The organism is Streptosporangium sp. NPDC006007, from assembly GCF_040614315.1.
In the GTDB taxonomy this organism is placed as follows: domain Bacteria; phylum Actinomycetota; class Actinomycetes; order Streptosporangiales; family Streptosporangiaceae; genus Streptosporangium.
In genome coordinates this window covers 25,992-44,211 of record NZ_JBEXUG010000026.1, presented here as the reverse complement: position 1 = coordinate 44,211, position 18,220 = coordinate 25,992, and the positions used below count along the sequence as shown (strand labels likewise).

Below are 18,220 nucleotides of genomic sequence, written 5' to 3'. Positions count from 1 at the left end.
AGATCGTAGCTTCTTGCCGGATACGCCGTCCGGTGGGACGTTTGAGTGCGGCCTTGCCGTCGATCTCAGGGGGTCTCCCGGCCATGGACCATCGCGTCAACGACCAGACCGGCCCCGCCGACCCCGATCCTGAGGGCCTCCCGACACTGCCCTTCGAACGGAGCGGCCCGCTTGACGTGCCGGAGATGTACCGCACGCTCCGGGCCCACCGGCCGGTCACCCGGGTGCGCACCCAGACGGGTGACATCGCCTGGCTGGTGTCCGGCTACGAGGAGGCCAGGCAGGCCTTCGCCGACCGGCGCCTCGGCCGCTCGTCCCCCGATCCCGAGCGGGCCGCCAGGATCTCCAACTCGGTGCTGATCGGCGGCCCGCTCGGCAGGATCGAGACCGAGAAGGCCGAGCACGAGCGGATGCGCCGGATGCTCGCGCCGGCCTTCTCCGCCCGCCGGATGGGAGCGCTCGGCCCGCACGTCCAGGATCTCGCCGACAACCTGCTCGACCGCATGGCCGAGCTGCCGCCCCCGGTGGACCTGCGCGAGCACCTCTCCCTCCCGCTGCCCGTGCTGGTGATCTGCGAGCTGCTCGGCGTGCCGTACGGCGACCGCGAGCACTTCAGGAAACTGGCCGACACGATGACGGATCTGAGCGATCCGGAAGGGGCCCGGGCGGCGATGACCGATCTGGGCGCCTACACCCGGGAGATCGTCCTCCAGAAGCGGGCGAACCCGGCAGGCGACGTGTTCTCCGATCTGGCCACCATGGACGCGCCCGACGAGCAGATCGCCTCACTCGCCGCGGGCCTGCTGTTCGCCGGGCACGAGACGACCGTCAACCGGATCGACTACGGCGTGCTGCTGTTGCTGGCCAACCCGGCGCAGCGGGACGCCCTGGTCGCCGACCCGTCTCTGACGGACGCGGCGGTGGAGGAGATCCTGCGGGTGGCGGCACCGGGCAACCACGGCATGCCCCGCTACGCCCACGAGGACGTGACCATCGGCGACGTGACCGTCAGACGCGGCGAGGCCGTGGTCATCGCCACGACGGCGGCCAACCGCGACGAGCGGACCTTCGCCGACCCCGACCGCTTCGACATCGGCCGCGCCCTCGACGACCCGCACCTCGCGTTCGGCTACGCGGCGCGCTACTGCATCGGGGCCGGCCTGGCCAGGGTGGAGCTGAGAGCGGTGTTCGGCACCATCTTCCACCGCTTCCCCACACTGGCCCTGGCCGTACCGGTCGAGGAGCTGACCGAGCGCTGCGACTCACTCACCGGCGGTCTCACCCGCCTACCGGTCACCTGGTGACCCGGGGCCGCCCCGGGTAAGGCGCGAACTCCGGAGGGCGGCGTGTCAGCCGGAGGACGGCGTCCGGCAGCGGCGGTGGGTCTGGTTCAGGCGTTCGGTGAGACCTCGGCGGTCGAGGTGCTCCAGCAGCGGGACCGCGACCCGGCGGCTGGTGTCCAGAGCCTGCCTGGCCTGACTGACCGTGAACGGCTGGGGCAGCCGGGCCAGCAGCCGCGCCGCCCGGAGATCGGATCCCGGTAGCAGCACGATCCCCTCGGCCACCCGGAGCAGCATCCCGGCGCGCACCGCCGCCGCCAGCTCCCGAGGGCCCAGTCCCAGCTCGGCCAGGCGCCCCGCGTCGGGCGCCAGGAAGGGGCTGGCCGAGAGCTCGGAGCCGAGGCGCTCGACCGCACCGGCGACCGGCGCGGGCAGGCCCTGCGGCCCGCCACTCCCGATCCGCCCGTCCGCGACGGTCAGCGGCGGCCGCACCAGCGCCAGGACCAGCCGCCGGTCGGGCAGATCCAGCTCGTGACGGGCCGCCTCGACCGGCAGACCGGGCTCCAGCGGACACTCCGCCGCGTGCCTCGCCACCACCTCGGCCAGCCGCTCCCCCAGACGCGACCAGTACGCCGGGTCGGCATGCCAGTCTCCGCAGACCGGCGCGGCGGCGGGGGCGCATCCCATGGCCAGCAGGTCGTCCCCGCGCAGCAGCCGATGGGTGCGCAGCAGGGAGGCCGCGTCCGGTACGGCCCCCGCCGACGCGCCCCCGTCCGGTACGGCCGCCGCCAGCTCGGCGGCCCGTTCCCGGGCCGCGCCCCGGCGCCGCAGCGCGGGCGGCCGTACGTCGAGCACGCTCGCCCCGGCGAGCACCCGTACCCCACCCCGGTCGCGGCCGGGGTCACGCAACAGCAGCACGTCGCCCACGTGCAGCGGCAGCGGCCGGGCCAGGCGCAGCCGGACGATCCGGCCGCCCAGCGGGCGGACCGCGCACACCACGGCGGCCGACCCGATGTGAGCGGTCAGCCGTGCCGGCAGGCCGGGTTCGTTCCCGTCCTCCGGCACACGCCCGGGGCCGGGGCCCCTCCGCCCGGACCGGCCGTCCCCGGCCCGGTCCTCAGAAACGGGCTCCCTCCACCCCGCCCGGTCACCGGCCCCCACCGGGGAGAGCCGTACGTCGACGAGGTCGGTGAAGGTCCACGCGCCGGGCGTGACGAGGGCCTGGCCACGTTCCGGGACGCTCCGGGCGCGGAGGTTGACCGCCACCCGCGCCACCCCGGTCACCGAGGTCAGCGGCTCCTTCAGGCTCTCCAGCCCCCGGACACGCACCGGCCCCTCGGGCAGCTCCAGCTCGTCCCCCACACCGATCCGGCCGGCCGGCAGCGTGCCGGTCACGACCGTGCCGCTGCCGCGCGCGGTGAACACCCGGTCGACCCAGAGCCTCACAGGCGCGCCGGGGTCGGGCGTGGGCAGGCCGGCCACCATCCGGCCGAGCGCCCGGCGCAGCTCGTCGAGGCCCTGGCCGGTCCGGCCGCTCACCGCCAGCGCCTCGACCCGGTCCAGGCCGGCCGCGGCCAGCCGGGCCCGTGCCCGCTCCAGCGCGGGCGCGGGGTCGGCGAGGTCGGCGCGGGTCACCGCGAGCAGGCCGTGCCGTACTCCGAGGGCCTCCAGCGCCACCAGATGCTCCTCCGACTGGGGCATCCAGCCCTCGTCGGCGGCCACCACGAACATGACGGCGGGGGCGGGGCCGACCCCGGCCAGCATGGTGGCCAGGAACCGTTCGTGCCCGGGGACGTCGACGAAGGCCAGCCGTTCCCCCGAGGGCAGTGTCGTCCAGGCGTAGCCCAGCTCGATCGTCAGCCCCCTGCGCCGCTCCTCGGCCAGCCGGTCCGGTTCCATCCCGGTGAGCGCCCGCACCAGCGTGGACTTCCCGTGATCGACGTGGCCGGCCGTGGCGACGACGTGCATCAGCCGTTCACCCGCAGCACGGCCCGCAGCACGTCGCCGTCGCGGTCCGCGGGGACGGCCCGCAGATCCAGCAGGAGCCGTCCCCCCTCGGCCCGGCCGACGACGGGCGGATCCCCGGTCCGCAGGGGTACGGCGAACCGCTCCGGCAGGCTCACCGCGGCGCTCGGCAGCGGTACTCCGGGCGCTCCGCCGCCGCCCACGGTGGCCTCGCTCGGCACGGCCCGCGCGTCGACCCCGGCCTCGGCCAGGCGGACGGCGAGCGCCTCGGCCCGGTCGCGGAGCACCGCCGGATCGGCGCGCAACGCCTGGTGGATCGGGGTGGCGGGGCCGCGCAGGGTGGCCTCCAGCGCGGCCAGCGTCAGCTTGTCCATCCGCAGCGCACGGGCGAGCGGGTGCCGCCTGCACCGTTCGACGAGGTCACGGGCGCCAAGCAGCAGTCCGGCCTGCGGGCCGCCCAGCAGCTTGTCCCCGCTGGCTGTGACCAGGCCGGCCCCGGCCTTGAGCATGCTCACCGCGTCGGGCTCCTCGGGCAGCGACGGCTCCCGCGTGAGCAGGCCCGAGCCGATGTCGGCCACGACGGGCACGCCCAGGCCGGTGAGCGCGGCGACCTCGACCGAACCGGTGAAGCCCTCGACCCGGAAGTTCGACGGGTGCACCTTGAGCACGAACCCGGTCCGCGGCCCCACGGCCGCCAGATAGTCGGCGCGGGAGGTGCGGTTGGTGGTGCCCACCTCGCGCAGCCTCGCACCGGTGGAGACGAGCAGGTCGGGGATGCGGAAGCCGTCCCCGATCTCCACCAGCTCCCCCCTGCTGACCACGATCTCCCGCCCGGCGGCGAGCACGGTGGCCGCCAGCACCAGCGCGGCGGCGTTGTTGTTGACCACGTGCACGTCCTCGGCGGCGGGTACGGCCCGCGCGAGCGCGTCCGTCACGCCGCGGCCACGGCGGGCCCGGACACCGGTGGCCAGGTCGAACTCCACGTCGGTGTAACCCGCCGCGGCGACCGCCGCCTCCATCGCGGCGGGTGACAGGGGGGCGCGGCCGAGGTTGGTGTGGACGAGCACACCGGTCATGTTGATCACCGGCCGGAGGCTCGCGGCGTACGGTGGAAGCGCGGCCACGGCCGCGTCCGCGACCTCCCCGGGGTCCAGGGCGCCCTGCCGTACCCGGAGCTGGGCCTCGGCCACGGCGTCCTTGACGACCGTACGCCCCAGCCGCCGCGCCGCGGCGACCAGCCGCGGATCGGCGAGCACGACGTCGGTGCGCGGTACGCGCCTGCGTGAGTCCACTCTTTAGAAAATAGAGCGGAGGTGGACGGGAATCGAACCCGCCAGGCCGAGGACCTCGCCCTCATCCGTTTTGAGATCCGCTGAAACGTCGGCCGGTCTCCCCCGGCCCCCCAGGCCGGGAACAGGGCCTCCCTGCCCTGGCAACCCCACCCCCATGACCGGTGTCCACTCTGCGCCCCAACACCCTCACCAGGAGTCGCTGTGCGGAGAATCGCCCTCCCTGCCCTCGCCGGACTGACCGGATGCTCAAACAGCGAGAGGGCGAGGTTCTCCGCATACTCCTGATGAGCCTTGGCGGATCCCACAGCCCGATGGAGCATTCGCAGCTGAGGCACCCCCCGGTAACCGAAGGCACCAATGCGAATCGGCTTCCTCGGCAAGAACCTCTCATCGCAGGACGATGAATGTCCGACCCTCTACGGCACCTACCGCGGCTTACTTAATCCAGGGCAGGATCGTCGCCGACAGCGAGAGGCTCGGACATCTAGCGGCTGCCCTCTCGCCTCTACAAGAATTTCCACAGGAATCGTAGAGTTATTGGGTAGGCATATCCGAGTCAAGAGCCGAGATCGCTGATATTTTCATCTCGGTTCGAGAGCACAGCGCACGCTACTCTTCGCCCCAGCCGGGTCTCGCGGGATCGACTGGGAGGACTGGGGTCAATTCCCCCCATCACGGGCAATACCGGTCCAGAAAAGGGGGCGCCCATGGCGAAGCACGCAAAACGAACTACCGGATCAGGCCGTCTCGGCTGGCGATGGCTTCCCCTTGGGGGAGCCATCATGGTTGTGGCGGTCTGGCTGCTCAAGAGGCACAGGCCAAGCTAGCCAAACGGCTAGCCCAACCTGCGGCAGGCGCAGGGCCCCGGCAAGTTATCGTTTTGTCTGTTTCGCTGACATGACCCCTACGTGTCGCCCCAGCTCTCGGCCTCCACACCCGCTCATACGTGTGACACGCGAATCGGGATGAATACCTAACTTGCCGGGGCCCTGGCGGCAGGCGAGGCCCCGACTATCGATTCCAGCCGGTGTCGGGGCTTCGTACTGTATGCCATGCAAAGTGTTTGATAGGAGCACTGCCCTCTGCATCACATGCATGTCCACAATAGACGAGCCAGGCGTTAAATGGCTGCTGTTTTACACCATCCGAGTTGCAGTTCACATCACCAGTCAGTCCACCAGCAGAACTGTTAACTGCAACACCGCCCGCAGTACCATCTGCTGCCAGAATCACAGTCCCACCGTCTCCGGTGTTACCCCACTCAGATAATCGACCACCCGCACCACCGCGTCCAGGATCAGGAACAGCACGAAGCCGCGGCCGTCGCCGAAGTCCGCGCGCCGCACCTTCTCATCGTTGGAGTCGACGCGCGACTCGACCAGGTCGAGCGCAAGATCCGGGCCCGCGTCCGGGAACAACCGCGCGCCCTGGCCGACGACCACCGGGACGGTGAGCAGAGTCATCTCATCGACCAGATCGTTCTCCAGCAGCCACCGGGTCAGGATGCCACTGCCGTGCACCTGCAGCTCGCCCCCGGGCTTGGCCTTCAGCTCACTGATGGCCGCCGCGAGATCACCGCGGAGAACGGTCGTGTCCTCCCAACGCGGCGCGGTGAGCGTGGTTGAGGCAACGTACTTGGGGGCCTCGTTCAAGGCCACGCCGATGGGATGTGCGCGCATCTGGTCGATTGATCCCCAGGAGCCGGCGAACAGCTCGTAGGTGCGCCGGCCGAACAGGAACGCCTCTGCGCACTGGTAGGTCTGCGTGATGAACGTCCTGGTCTCGTCGTCGCCCTTCCCCCTGGCCCATCCGCCGCGCTCGAATCCGTTACTGCGGTCATCCGACGCGGCGCCGTTTCCCTGCATCACTCCATCGATGGTGACCTGAGTCATGGTCGTCAGCTTCATGATCGCGGTTCCTTACCTTGGCGCCCCTTGTGGGCGGCCTCACCCCTGCTACGAACACCACCGCCCCGATCCGACACCACCTCCCGGATTTCTTCAAAAAACCTTTCGGGACGCCAGTCGTCAGCGATCCGACAGCACGACAGTTTCGCGGCGACTGCGCTCCACTTCCTCAAGCGCGCCAGTGCGGACCAGTGGTGGCGGGCGTTGCTGGTGGCCATCCAGAAGGGGCTCTGTCTCACTCTGGGGCGGGCCGTCGGTGGTGACGCTCAGTTGTGAAGGATCATGGTTCGGAGGAGGTCGAGGTTGGCGCGGCCGAACATGATTCTCTTGAGGTGCTTGATCTTGCAGTTTTCGCCCTCGACCGTGCCGGATGAGTAGGGCAGGGACAGTCCGTTGAGGACGGCGGTGTGGTCGCGGCGGAGCCCTTGGGCGAAGGACCGCAGGTGGGGCAGGTCTGTGGTCTCGGTGTCGACGGCGGTGAGCCAGTCGTCGAGGTCGCGTTCGCCGGTGCGGTGGATGAGCATTTTGGCGAAGGTGGTGACGTGCTGGTCGAGGGCGGCCAGGGGCTGGCTGCGGTCCAGGATGGCGGCGAGGTGGTCTTTGTCGTCGTCGGTGAGGTGGCCGGGGTCGCTGGTGATCCATCGGCGCACGTCGCGGACGGACAGCGGCTTGGGTGGGAGGTCGGGGCCGTGCAGTTCTTCGGTGCCGGTGCGGCTGGCCTCCTCAGGAGGCTCGGAGATCTGAGTGTCGGCATTGTTCTGGGCGGCGGCGGTGGTGCCGGCACCCGAGGCCTCCGGCGCCTCCTGGCCGTCCCAGGCGGGGATGGGTTCGCGCAGGTCGGCGCGGTTTGCTCGGATCGTCTTGTCGACCGCTACGCACAGGTTGTTGTAGAGATGCCAGCGGTCGGCGCATTGCCGGGCGTCAGGCGCTCCCAGCCGTGCGCCTTCGGCGAACCCTCCCGCCCGGTCGCGGCACACGACGCCAACCCCGGGGTGGGCTGCCAGCCAGTCGGCCAGAGGTTGGGCCTCACGGCCGTCCAGCACGTCGACCAGACGGTGGGTGTCCAGGTCGATCAGGATGGTGGCATAGCTTGGACCACGGCGTTTGGCGAATTCGTCGACGCCCAGCACTCTCACTGTGCCGACCTCGGGATCGGGCAGGGCACGGATCAGCCGCAGCATCGTGCACCGCGACACCACCGCGCCCAACACCGCCGCTAGACGCACTCCGGCCCGCCCGGCCAGTGCCAGGCCGACCCGCTCCAGCACATGGCGCAGGCCCGGAGTCCGCCGCTGCCGCCACTGGGTCACTCCCTCGGCCTGCTCGGCGAACGTCACGGGCCTGCTCGGACGACACCTCGTGCAGCACAATGACCCCTACGCGGCCGTTCTTCACGTTTGATCTTCGAGTGATCCGAATCGTGACGGAACGACCGCACCCATGCGCACCGTGTTACAAGACCGCGACCAACACCAACAGCCCCACACCTCACACTCTGTAACCCGACGCCGCAGAGTGAGACAGAACCACGGAAATGGCCCCGCTCGCCGCAAGGAGAGCAGGGCATTCGTACTCCAAGATCAGCGCTCGCAGACGACCCCGTCACCGTCACGGTCCTGATACCAGCCATATTCAGGGTCGGTTCCACGCCGGTACGGCCCATACCCGGCGTCATTGGCCGCCCCGCACGTCGGAAAACGCGGATCGTTCCCCGTCGACGGCGGATCCGGAGTTGGTGTGGGCTCCGGCGTCGAGGTGGAGTCCGGAGCCGGAGCGGTGGTGTCGCACTTGCCCGACCATATGCGCAACCGCTCCCGCTGGGCCTTGACCTGCTCGGCGCGCATCACGGTGATGTACTTGTCGTTCGGCTTGTACAGCACCGCCTTGCCGTACCCGTACCGGACGAGGCTGCGGTTCACGAAGACACCGCCGGGGTTCCACGCGTAGAACAAGGACTGGCCGTAGCGGTCCGTCGGCTCCTTGTCCGCGATCAGGTGCGTCGCCTTGCCGACCGGTAGGAGCGCAGCGGTGCGCTTGGTCGCCGCCTTGGACCAGCACCGCCCCCGTTCGGGGGTGTCGACCTCCAGGAGGCGCACGCGGACGGTGGGGCCGGTGCGGGTGAAACGGACATCGATCGTGTCGCCATCCACGATCTTGACGACGGTGGCTTTCTTCGCACCCTTCGGCACACTGACCGCCTCAGCGGGAGTGGCCATGGAAAGGGGAACGGTAAGAGCGGCGGTGAGCAGGGCGATGCTTCGTTTCACGGAGGTCCTTCACTCGGGGAACAGGGCCTCGACCGTAGCCTTACATATCTCATTCAGTACGTATAGTGACCGATCTGGAACTCACGAGAACCTTTCACGTTGACGACCCCAGGGCCGGGAAAAGGTCATCTCGGCCGAGCCACTGAGGCGACCTTTCCTGAATTTGGCGGATTTTTCCAGGTGGCGGAGGTGGACGGGAATCGAACCCGCCAGGCCGAGGACCTCGGCCTCGTCAGTTTTGAAGTCTGCTTGCGGCTGTACCGGCTGCCGTTGACCAACGATGGCAGTCGTTGGCAGGCCAGGTCAGCCAGGCACGGTGGCGCGGGTTGTGATTGGCCGCGATTGAACGTATTCGGTCTCGCTGTTCCCCCCTGTTCCCATCACCGACCGTCCCCCGCCGGCAAACAACCCAGCCGAGACAAGCAGGCACCCGACACCGCATCGCGCGCCTTCTTAACGCCCCCCGCCGCGCACACGATCGGGGAATCGAGAAATCCCCAGTAATCCGGAGGACACCCGTCATGTGCCTGAGGATGCTTGGTACCACCAGCGAGCAGGGCACCTGCCCAGCGGTCTACGCCACCGACCGCAACAGCTACGTGGTCCAAGGCAAGATCGTCACCGACCCTGACGCGCTGGGCGACGTGGTCAACCTCGCCGACGACGAGACCCTCGTCGAGATCCCGAAGAACCTCGCCCGCTTCTTCAGCAAGGGGTGATCGTGCTCACCGAGACCGATCTCGACGCGCTGCTGGCCGGCTTCAAGCAGGAGGCGTTCCGGTTCGAGCTGCGCGACCGCTACAACAGTGTAGTCGGCGCCGAGCCGTACCGCAGATGGGCGGCCGGCGAACCCGACGACTACGCCTGGAACCGGTCGTGGATGGAGAAGATCACCGCCGACGTCGCGGCCGGGAAAGCGTGGCGGCGGGTGCGGATCGTGTCCGTCCCGGTGTCGGACTACACCCGGTACGGCATCGCCGTCGCCCGCCTCAGCATCCAGGCCGGCGAGGACATTCGCTACCTCGACCGCGCGACGGCCAAGGGGCTCGGCCTGGCACCGTATGACGACGGCAACCCGCACCTCGGCCTGCATCTCACCGGCACGGGTGGGGCCTGCGCTCCGGTGGAGGAGGTTGAGCGCCTGCACGGGCCGCTGACCCTGCACTACCGGCCTGGCGTCGCGGCTTCGGAAGTTGGTTGACACCCAGAGGGCATATGTATGCGAATCGCATACACTCTTGCCATGGAATCCCCTCTTGAAGAAGCCATCAACGAGTGGCATGCGAGCGTGAACAGTGGCGACCCGAGGCGTTCAGCGTCAGCGGTCGGAGACCGCGTCGTCGTATTAGGGCCGAAAGGGGCCGGACCGATCTCGTCTGGCGAGTTCGCGGATTGGGTGGAAAGGTCAGGAATCAAGCTAACCCCCCGGTCGTGGCATCCGGTCAGCGATCGTCTGATGGTCGTGGAGCAAGACGCATCGTGGCCGGCGAGCAAGAGCCCGAGTCGAGTGGCCACGATCTTCCGGGTCGCGGATGGGAAGGTGACGGCATCGCTGCGGCTGCCTGACCTGAAGTCCGCGCTCGAACTCGCCTTCATCTGTCGTGAGATGGCGGCGACCGAGTGAGCGCGCGGGGGCCGGGGCAGGTCCTGTTCGAGTTCGTGCGCCACTGGTCGCGCAGACCACAGACCGGGGACGCATCCGACGATCAAGGTCGGCTCGTGCTCGTCACCGAAGCCGTGTACGCGCTTACCCGACGCGGGACCGCCGCGACGGTCAATACGATCGCTGCCGAGATCGGGATCGACCAAAGCGGAGCCTCCCGGCTGGTCAAAGACGCGACGGGTGCCGGCTACCTGGCGATGCGGACGTCCGCGCGCGATGCGCGGCGCAGGGAGGCAGAGGTGACAGCGACTGGCCGAGTCATGCTCGAGCACGCCCACCAATGGCAGGAGCAGATCTTCGATCAGCTGGCGGAGGGGTGGACCGAGCAACAACGCCTCGACTTCCAGCGCTCGATGACCGCCCTGATCGACCGATCCCACGCACCGAGCACATGGGCCACGCCAACGCACCGCTAAGCGTGGAAGGTCGGCTCAGGCTAGTCACCGGGCCGCGGGTCCGGCGACTTTGCGCCTGCCGACTTAAGCGGCCGACACGGCGCCCTACCCCCTTCGGGGGTGGGGCGCCTTTGCTGTGCGGGGCCGGCCCGTCAACCGTGGGGGTCTCCCCCACGGTTGCCCGCCGCCGCTCGAACGAGGCACTGTCGCGGCCGCCGCATCCCGCGCACCGGCTCAGTGGGGGCGAAGCAGTGCGGCGAACTCAGGGCCTTGAGCGCTACGCCATCTCTGCCCGAAAGAGCCCGTCAACATACATGACTACGGCCGTTTTGTTTTAACCCCAGCGATACCACAGGAGCTGAAGTAGCCGATTAATCGCTTTAGGCGGGACATCCGCCGGGGGCACTGGTAACTTCATCTCGACTCGTGAGCACAGCACACGCCGTTCCTCGTCTCAGTCGGATTCCGCGGAGTCGACTGGGAGGACCAGGGTCGCACTCCCCATCGCGGGGCGTACTGGTCCAGAGAGGTGGGATCGCCCATGGCGAGGCACGCAAAGCGGGTAGAGAGGCCAAGTAGCCCTGGCCAGCGGTGGCTCCTAGCGCTGGGAGTCGCAGCCGTCACGGCAACCTGGCTTTTCCGTAGAAGGCGCAGGCTCGGCTAGCCAAAGCGGCCAGCCGGAGCCTGCGGCGGACGGAGCCCCGGCCGGCCTTGAGAACTGTGCCGGGGCTTCGTGTTTTCAGCACAGCTGACAGCATTCGGAAGCTCGCGAGCTTCCGCTTCGTATCAACGCGCGTAAGTAACAGTAGACGATCCACACGTTTTTGTGTTGCAAGTCGTAGCAGAAAGCACGCCCACCAGTGCCCGCACAATTACCGTTGACTGTGATTGCCGCAACACCAGCGGTTTACCATTCTCGTTACCACGGCGGCCGTCCCCCCTACCGTCATGCGGCTCTCGGAGCTCCACGCCACGAGCCCAGGCTTCGGTCCGCCGGCCGCGATCTCCGGCGCGCCGCCCGGCCCGTTGGGCGACACACCGCGACGTTGGAAACCGCAGGTGCCCTCCGCCGGTAGGTTGCCGTCGTGGCCAGAGACATGACGCACGGCGGCCGCAAACCAGGCAACAGGAAGCCGTACGCGTGGGAGCGGGGCCTGGTGAAGTCCACCATCCCCACGGCGGAACGACCCCGCAAGTGCAAGAGCTGCTGGACGGAGCCGGGCGAGGCCGGGTCGCCTGACTGACTCTGGCAGGCCGGGGACGTCACCGGCACCAGCCGCCCGTCTCGATCAGCTTCACGATCGCCCGCGCGTCCGTCGCGTCGATGTCAGCGATCCCGTCGAACCGGAGCCGGGTCCTCTCCACCGCCGCGGCGCGCGGCTCATTGTGCAGAAGGTCTGAGCAGGTGTTCCGGGCCCGGCCGATGGAGCGTGCACGGTCCAGCTCCGGGTCGATCCGACGTAGCCCGTACAGCAGTTCCTCGGCCTGCCGCGCGTTCGGTCTTGGGATGTTCGACACGATCGCCGCAGTGAGTGTGGGCGACCCGGCTGACCGCGTGGCTGGCTTCGCCTCTCCTCCGTCGAGGAGCTTGACCAGTCCGCCGAGCATGGCCAGCACGGCGACGACTCCGGCGACGGTGATGAGCGCCACGGTGCTTCCGCTCATCGGCTGTGGCGGCCGGTGGTGTCTTTGAGGTGGCGACCCCATCGGATGGCCCGGCGGCGGCTCGTATGGTCCGAGTGGAGTCTGCTGCGGGTACGGCGAAGACTGGTGAGGGTGCACTTCGCGCACGTTACCTCCGCCGGAGGCGTTCCACCCTGAAACGGCCGAAGGCGGTCACACTCTGCGAATGTTCGTGGTCACTGCGGCCTCCCTATGAACTCGTCGGGCCGGGCGGTTGTTCGGGAACCCGCCGCCAAACGAACCGAACACCTCGGTGTCACGCGGCCCCCGCCGGGGCTCCACCTCCACACGCGAGGTAGGCGGCGAATGGCCCAGTCGCCCGGGTTACGCAGGCCGGTAACCTGGGCGACCTGCACAAACACCTTTTCCGGGAAGCCCCGGAAAAGGTGGTTAGCCGCGGATTCTCCGTCACGCAAAAGCCCCTCTGGCGCGGCCGCCCCCGCGCCAAGGCGGCGTGATCAAACTCTGCGAACGTTCGTGTCACCGCACCAGCCGTTGGAGGGCCGCGCCTACTTTCGCACGCGGAAGCGGAGCATCGTGATGGCGCCCGACTGGGTGTTGCTGAAAGGTTCCAGGTCGATCCTGTCGAGGCTTGGGGGCGAGAAGCGGACGCCGTCGCCCAGTAGCACCGGTAGGACATACACCAGGATCTCGTCGACGAGCCCGCGCTGCAGGCACTGGGCGGCCACGTCGGCACCGAGGATCTCCAGGTTTTTGCCGCCCGCGGCGCTGCGTGCCGTGGCAACGGCTTCCTCAAGTCCACAGGTGAGGAATGTGACGGCAGGGTCCGGCTCGTCGGGAGGCTTGTGCGTGAGGACGAACTGTGCTCCCCCGTCGTAGGCGGTGTCCTGGTCGGCCATACGCTTGGCGACCTCGTACGTGCCACGGCCGATGAGCATTGCGCCCGTGGCCGCCATGACCTCCGGGACCTCGGCCGCGGTCAGGTACTCGGCGATCCAGTCCATCGCGTGGCCAGGGCCGGCGATGAAGCCGTCCAGCGACATCGCCCGGTTCACGACCACTTTGCCGGTGCCGAAGCCCACATCACTCATGCGTTTTCTCCACGGATCTTGGAGGCCCGAGGCCGGATCACAGTTCGGCCGGCGGGGAGTTGCAAGCGTATCTGCGGTGGCGCAACGCGAACAACCGGCAGCCGGGTGTGCCGGCCGCGCAGCGTCGGCAACGTGCCCGGGTACGGCGTGAACGACACCGCCGGTGGGGTCGTCCTCAGTCCGGGGCTGGGCGACCAAGCCGGTGATCGTTTGGGGTCACCGCGCTAAGGGCCTTGTGGGCGTCGTCGTCGAGGCCCTGCTCGTCGGCGATGGCAGCGAGGTGGACGAGTTCGCGAAGCCGACCGCCGACGGTGCGGCGGACGGTGTGGGTGCGGGTGACGACGCGGTAGGTGGTGTATTCGACGCGGATGGGGACTTCGTCGAGGAGTTGACAAGGTCGGCGAGGGTTTAGGTGTGCGGCACGGGGGCCTCCGGGGTCGTACGCTTGCGGGGAGGCCTCGATGATCAGGCGGGGCGGGGTTGTGGGGCGGCTCTCCGTTGGGGCGGGGAGCCGCTTTTCGTTGTCCAGCGCTGCGGGGCACTGGGATCTTCCCGGCTTTGCTCGGTGAGCCAGGCGCCGACGTCCGCGCAGTCGGCGGGCGGCAGCCGCACCGCCGGGGCGATGAGGTACGCCTCACCGGAGCGCGGGCCGCGGTGGAGTTCGACACCGGGCAGGCGCGGGTGGGTGAGGATGAGCGGGGTGAAGGACATGGTCCGCTCATCCTCCCGGGACAAAAGCGTGCCCAGCGCCGAGGTCACTCCCGCCCGGGTTCGCCGAAGAGGTCAGTAATTTCCTTCGGCGACCTGGAGCACGGTGAGGCCGAGCGAGCGCCACATGCGGACGACGTTCGCCCGGTCGTCGATGACGCCGGCGATGTCCCGGCCCGCGAAGTGCTGCCGGTAGATGTCGCGTTTCACCTGCACGTCGGGCCGGTTGTCTTTGTCGGCGCGCATCCACAGGCCCTCGGCGTCGTCCCAGTAGCCGACGTTGGCGCATAGCCACATCTCGGTTTGGCGGCGGCACTGCTCTTTGCGGCCGGACACGTAGGCGATGGGGTGGCCGGCGTGGACAAGTGCCTGGACGATGGCGACGACCGGCGGGTTCGGCAGGTCCTCCCCTACCCGGTGCCAATCGTAGGGGCCGCGATCGCCTCGGAGGGCGAGGGTGCCGTCGAGGTCGACGATCCACAGGGGGGTGGTCATGATTCCTCTCGGAGGCACTCAGGGGCGCCCTACGCAGATGTTGCATGGCTTTTTGCCTGTGGCCTGGGCGTCGTTCTCGCTCAGGTCCAGGATGGGGTGGAGCGTGTATCCGGCGTGGTCGCTGCCGGTACGGCCCGCCTGGAATCCGCTGCACTCCTCGGTTGAGTGGTAGTAGTCGCTGGCCTTGGTCGTGATCATTCGACCTCCTGGGGTGGTGGGCGGGGTTCGTAGCCAGTGTTCAGCCGCATCGAGCTTGTCCACGCTGTTCTCCTCCGTGGTCAACGACGTTTCCTCCCGCGCCTACGCCGCCCATACTCGCTCTTCATCTCGCGGCGTGCGAGTCGCCGGCCCTCTAGCAGGTCGCGCGTCTGGGGTGCGTCCGCGATCACGGCGAGCGCCCGGTGACGAGCGGCCGGGCTGAACGCTCCACCGGCCGTGGGAGAGGTGGCTCAGGGACTCGGCAGGCACGGTGCCCCGGCGGCAGAGGCCTCCTCCCATACCATCCCATACCATCCCATGCGTGGGCGAAATGGCGAGGTCAGCCATTCTGGGATATCCCATCTTTCTCATCATCTTGCGGGTCGGCTTCATCTGAATCACTATTCCGGCAAGGCTTGGCCGACATAGACCTTGTGGACACATCGTCTCAGTTTCCGTTGGATAGGCCGAGCAAGCCGTCATGTAAGCGACATGAAGGGGGGTCGGCGATGCGAAGCAAGATCGCATGGAGGATGTCGAAGGGTGCAGCACTCTCGGCTGCGGTAACCGGCTTGGTTCTCTTATCGTCAGCACCGCAGGCGAACGCGGGGACATGCACTCTTGGGTTCATCTGCGGCTACGTCGACAACTACCTGCCAAGTTCGTACACGATGAAGGTCGCGGAGCTCGGGGTCGGCTCGGAGACGTGCGTGACCCAACGGGGGACCTTCACCTGCAAGACGTACTGGCTGCCCAGCGGAAAGAAGAGCAAGCAGATCGGCGTCAAGGACGTCGACGCGTTGACAGTCGAGAACGCCGCATGGACCACAAATAACAACAGCACCTGGTTCGCCGCGGGCGCCTGGGAGAGGATCCGCGACGACCAGGGGCGTGTTTGCAGCATGAAGAACGGGCATCCGGCCTGCTATCAGAACTGACGCTCCCGGGGCCGCGGCCCCGGTACTCCACGGCGAGCGTGTAGTGACAGGCGTTGATGTCGTCTTCGGGCAGGCACGACACCTCGTGACCTCGTAGCGGGTGACGCGCACCTCAGGCTCAGGGATCTCGGACATGGGCGGGCCAATATCTGTTCGCAACGTTCGGCAGGATCCGCACGTGACACCAGTCGGTCTCTCCGGGTTCAGGGAGCGGACACCAGCAGGCCAGGTTCTTGCCCGCGAGTTCGCGTCGAATGTCGTCAAGGGACGGGTACCCCGCGCCGTAGCGGTCGTTGAGCAGGTCCCACTCGAAGAACCTCACAGCGAAGTACCGGGCTGTCTCCACGAGGGCGTAGGCGGGGCCACCCTGGCGGTCCATGGGGCTGCCGTGCACGCGATACATGGCGCTGCCCCGATCACCACGCTCGGGTGTGATGCGGATCGGGTTACCGTACTTGCCGGGGCGTCCGACGTAGATCGCACCTTCCGATATTTTCCAGCCTTTTATTGGGTGTCGGAGCGGTTCCGGACGATCGCGAAGGCGGCGAGCCTGCCGGTGATCAAGTTGCACGAGGCCCGGCACACGGCGGCAACGCCCGGGCTGGAGGCCGGGCTGGACGTGGAGGTCGTCTCAGTGTGGCTTGGGCATTCGACGACGATCACCCGGGATCTTTACCAGCATGTCCGGCAGGCTGTTTTGGACGATGCGGCGGAGAAGGTGGTCGCGCTCCTGCCGGGGTGAAGGCAAGCCCAGCAAGCATGACGCGATATTCCCATTTTGTTCCCACTGGACTCTCCAGAGAGATCATTTAGGTCGAACCCCCAGCGTCTCCTCCCCCGCCCCTCATGGACCCTCCCTTGTTTTCGCCGGTGGCGGAGGTGGACGGGAATCGAACCCGCCAGGCCGAGGACCTCGGCCTCGTCGGTTTTGAAGACCGCGGGGGCCACCAGGCGCCCAGACACCTCCAGGGGAGAACCTACCCGGAGATGGGTACGTCTCCGGCGTGCCGGATGTCGGCGCGCCGCGGCACACCGGAGACGGCGAGAGCGCCGGGACGACGAGGACGACCGGGGTCGAGGTACGGAGACCTCGCAGGCCTCGCAGACCTCGGGAGCAGCGGGAACAGCGGGAACATGATCCGCGACACGGTCTGCCGAGAGGATGACGACATGACGGGAACGGCAGCGGACCCGGGTGTTCCGGCACGGTATCCAGAGCCCGCGACGACCTCCCCGCCGGAGCGGAGGGCGCTGCGGCTGACGGGATACGCGCACGGGGGCGGCTGCGCCTGCAAGATCCCGCCCGGCGAGCTGGAGGCCGTCGTCGCCGGCCTTCTCGACGGGGCGGACGGCCGCCCTCCCCTCTCCTCCCCCGCCGGTGAGCTGATCATCGGGCTGGACGACGGGGACGACGCCGCCGTGGTCCGGATCGAGGGCGGCCGGGCGATCGTGGCCACCGCCGACTTCTTCACACCGGTGGTCGACGACCCCCGCGACTGGGGGCGGATCGCGGCGGCCAACGCCCTGTCGGACGTCTACGCGGTGGGCGGCGAGCCCGTGGTGGCCGTCAACCTGCTGGGCTGGCCCCGGGAGCGGCTGCCGATGGAGCTCGCCAAGGAGGTGCTGCGCGGCGGCCTGGAGGTGGCGCGGGCAGCGGGCTGCCACGTCGCGGGCGGCCACAGCGTCGACGACCCGGAGCCCAAGTACGGCATGGCCGTCACCGGCCTGGCCGACCCCGGACGGCTGCTGCGGATCGGCGGCGGGCGGGCGGGGCTGCCGATCTCCCTGACCAAGCCGCTCGGCGTGGGCGTGCTCAACACCCGGCACAAGGCGACCGGCGAGGTCTTCCCGCAGGCGGTGACCGTGATGACCACGCTGAACCGCGACGCCTCCAGGGCGGCGCTCGCGGCGGGCGTGGAGTGCGCCACGGACGTGACCGGATTCGGCCTGCTCGGCCACCTGTACAAGCTGGCCAGGGCGAGCGCCGTGACGGCGGTGGTGGACGTGGCGGCCGTGCCGTACCTGGAGGGGGCCCGCCGAGCGGTGCGGGACGGCTACGTGAGCGGCGGCACCCGCCGCAACCTGGCCTGGGTGGAGCCGCGTCTGGACGCGGGGCGCTGCGGCGAGGAGGACCTGCTGCTGCTCGCCGACGCCCAGACCTCGGGCGGCCTGCTCGTGGTGGGCGAGATCCCCGGTGCCCAGGTCGTCGGAGAGCTCGTCCCCGCCGAAGGCCCCGCCCTGCGACTGCGCTGACAGTGAGGATGTAGGTGAACGCCTCCCGGTAGAGCCTGGCTCTTGCTCTGACTGACCACGGTGTCTTCAACCGGATCTGCCGGACGGGGATATCGGATGGAACCGCCGAGCGGGCCGCTGGGCA

The 18,220-nt window shown here is 68.9% G+C and carries 21 protein-coding genes, 1 tRNA gene and 1 pseudogene; 11 read left to right on the top strand and 12 right to left on the bottom strand.

Features of this window, described 5'->3' with window-relative positions; all coding sequences use genetic code 11:
- Positions 1-83 precede the first annotated feature (83 nt).
- On the top strand, positions 84-1,304 hold the full coding sequence (locus ABZ194_RS20330; RefSeq protein WP_355598398.1) for a cytochrome P450: 1,221 nt from the start codon (positions 84-86) through the stop codon (positions 1,302-1,304).
- Positions 1,305-1,349: 45 nt separating this feature from the next.
- On the opposite strand, the gene ABZ194_RS20325 is transcribed toward ABZ194_RS20330, so the two are convergent.
- The 5 genes from ABZ194_RS20325 to ABZ194_RS20305 all read right to left on the bottom strand — a co-directional run bounded on the left by ABZ194_RS20325 (position 1,350) and on the right by ABZ194_RS20305 (position 8,660).
- Entirely contained in the window at positions 1,350-3,248 is a 1,899-nt protein-coding gene (locus tag ABZ194_RS20325) for a SelB C-terminal domain-containing protein (protein WP_355598396.1), read from the bottom strand.
- Positions 3,248-4,537, bottom strand: a complete 1,290-nt coding sequence (gene selA / locus ABZ194_RS20320) for an L-seryl-tRNA(Sec) selenium transferase (RefSeq protein ID WP_355598394.1) — start codon at positions 4,535-4,537, stop codon at positions 3,248-3,250. Before selA ends, ABZ194_RS20325 begins: the two co-directional genes overlap by 1 nt.
- Before the next feature lie 1,229 nt (positions 4,538-5,766).
- Positions 5,767-6,444: a dihydrofolate reductase family protein gene (locus tag ABZ194_RS20315; protein ID WP_355598392.1), complete on the bottom strand. Its 678-nt coding sequence runs from the start codon at positions 6,442-6,444 to the stop codon at positions 5,767-5,769.
- Positions 6,445-6,710: 266 nt separating this feature from the next.
- Positions 6,711-7,814: an ISL3 family transposase gene (locus ABZ194_RS20310; protein WP_355598390.1), complete on the bottom strand. Its 1,104-nt coding sequence runs from the start codon at positions 7,812-7,814 to the stop codon at positions 6,711-6,713.
- Positions 7,815-8,024: 210 nt separating this feature from the next.
- Positions 8,025-8,660: an excalibur calcium-binding domain-containing protein gene (locus ABZ194_RS20305; RefSeq protein ID WP_355598388.1), complete on the bottom strand. Its 636-nt coding sequence runs from the start codon at positions 8,658-8,660 to the stop codon at positions 8,025-8,027.
- 584 nt (positions 8,661-9,244) lie between these two features.
- Between ABZ194_RS20305 and ABZ194_RS20300 the strand changes: the two genes are divergently transcribed.
- From ABZ194_RS20300 to ABZ194_RS20280, 5 genes are all read left to right on the top strand, one after another.
- The gene (locus ABZ194_RS20300) at positions 9,245-9,430 is read left to right on the top strand and encodes a hypothetical protein (protein ID WP_355598386.1); all 186 of its coding nucleotides are present in this window, start codon (positions 9,245-9,247) and stop codon (positions 9,428-9,430) included.
- 2 nt (positions 9,431-9,432) lie between these two features.
- Positions 9,433-9,912 carry a DUF6879 family protein gene (locus ABZ194_RS20295; protein WP_355598384.1) on the top strand — a complete coding sequence of 160 codons (480 nt, stop codon included), beginning with the start codon at positions 9,433-9,435 and terminating at the stop codon, positions 9,910-9,912.
- Positions 9,913-9,954: 42 nt separating this feature from the next.
- Complete coding sequence (locus ABZ194_RS20290; RefSeq protein WP_355598382.1) at positions 9,955-10,335, top strand: hypothetical protein; 381 nt, start codon at positions 9,955-9,957, stop codon at positions 10,333-10,335.
- Positions 10,336-10,430: 95 nt separating this feature from the next.
- Entirely contained in the window at positions 10,431-10,790 is a 360-nt protein-coding gene (locus ABZ194_RS20285; RefSeq protein WP_355598380.1) for a MarR family winged helix-turn-helix transcriptional regulator, read from the top strand.
- Between the two features lie 1,064 nt (positions 10,791-11,854).
- Positions 11,855-12,013, top strand: a complete 159-nt coding sequence (locus ABZ194_RS20280; protein WP_355598378.1) for a hypothetical protein — start codon at positions 11,855-11,857, stop codon at positions 12,011-12,013.
- 19 nt (positions 12,014-12,032) lie between these two features.
- On the opposite strand, the gene ABZ194_RS20275 is transcribed toward ABZ194_RS20280, so the two are convergent.
- Positions 12,033-12,419, bottom strand: a complete 387-nt coding sequence (locus ABZ194_RS20275) for a hypothetical protein (RefSeq protein WP_355598376.1) — start codon at positions 12,417-12,419, stop codon at positions 12,033-12,035.
- A 542-nt stretch (positions 12,420-12,961) separates the two neighbouring features.
- A complete protein-coding gene (locus ABZ194_RS20270) occupies positions 12,962-13,504 on the bottom strand; it encodes a dihydrofolate reductase family protein (RefSeq protein WP_355598374.1) in 543 nt (180 codons plus the stop codon).
- 59 nt (positions 13,505-13,563) lie between these two features.
- Between ABZ194_RS20270 and ABZ194_RS20265 the strand changes: the two are divergent.
- Together ABZ194_RS20265 and ABZ194_RS20260 are read left to right on the top strand one after the other, a co-directional pair.
- A pseudogene (locus tag ABZ194_RS20265) lies at positions 13,564-13,710 on the top strand (IS630 family transposase); the annotation flags it as partial.
- 29 nt (positions 13,711-13,739) lie between these two features.
- Positions 13,740-13,916: a hypothetical protein gene (locus tag ABZ194_RS20260; RefSeq protein ID WP_355598372.1), complete on the top strand. Its 177-nt coding sequence runs from the start codon at positions 13,740-13,742 to the stop codon at positions 13,914-13,916.
- Positions 13,917-13,969: 53 nt separating this feature from the next.
- Here the strand turns inward: ABZ194_RS20260 and ABZ194_RS20255 are convergent, their stop codons facing one another.
- The 3 genes from ABZ194_RS20255 to ABZ194_RS20245 form a co-directional block, all read right to left on the bottom strand.
- Entirely contained in the window at positions 13,970-14,215 is a 246-nt protein-coding gene (locus ABZ194_RS20255; RefSeq protein WP_355598370.1) for a hypothetical protein, read from the bottom strand.
- Between the two features lie 72 nt (positions 14,216-14,287).
- Entirely contained in the window at positions 14,288-14,707 is a 420-nt protein-coding gene (locus ABZ194_RS20250; RefSeq protein WP_355598368.1) for a hypothetical protein, read from the bottom strand.
- Positions 14,708-14,725: 18 nt separating this feature from the next.
- A complete protein-coding gene (locus ABZ194_RS20245) occupies positions 14,726-14,905 on the bottom strand; it encodes a hypothetical protein (RefSeq protein WP_355598366.1) in 180 nt (59 codons plus the stop codon).
- A gap of 710 nt (positions 14,906-15,615) precedes the next feature.
- Between ABZ194_RS20245 and ABZ194_RS20240 the strand changes: the two genes are divergently transcribed.
- Complete coding sequence (locus ABZ194_RS20240; RefSeq protein ID WP_355598364.1) at positions 15,616-15,843, top strand: hypothetical protein; 228 nt, start codon at positions 15,616-15,618, stop codon at positions 15,841-15,843.
- Positions 15,844-15,961: 118 nt separating this feature from the next.
- On the opposite strand, the gene ABZ194_RS20235 is transcribed toward ABZ194_RS20240, so the two are convergent.
- Complete coding sequence (locus ABZ194_RS20235) at positions 15,962-16,414, bottom strand: DUF4326 domain-containing protein (protein ID WP_355598362.1); 453 nt, start codon at positions 16,412-16,414, stop codon at positions 15,962-15,964.
- Between ABZ194_RS20235 and ABZ194_RS20230 the strand changes: the two genes are divergently transcribed.
- The gene (locus ABZ194_RS20230; RefSeq protein WP_355598360.1) at positions 16,355-16,585 is read left to right on the top strand and encodes a tyrosine-type recombinase/integrase; all 231 of its coding nucleotides are present in this window, start codon (positions 16,355-16,357) and stop codon (positions 16,583-16,585) included. The genes ABZ194_RS20235 and ABZ194_RS20230 overlap by 60 nt on opposite strands.
- 129 nt (positions 16,586-16,714) lie before the next feature.
- On the opposite strand, the gene ABZ194_RS20225 is transcribed toward ABZ194_RS20230, so the two are convergent.
- Positions 16,715-16,810: transfer RNA gene (locus ABZ194_RS20225), tRNA-Sec, on the bottom strand.
- A gap of 203 nt (positions 16,811-17,013) precedes the next feature.
- On the opposite strand from ABZ194_RS20225, the gene selD reads away from it, so the two are divergent.
- Positions 17,014-18,096: a selenide, water dikinase SelD gene (gene selD, locus ABZ194_RS20220; RefSeq protein WP_355598358.1), complete on the top strand. Its 1,083-nt coding sequence runs from the start codon at positions 17,014-17,016 to the stop codon at positions 18,094-18,096.
- Positions 18,097-18,220: the final 124 nt, after the last annotated feature.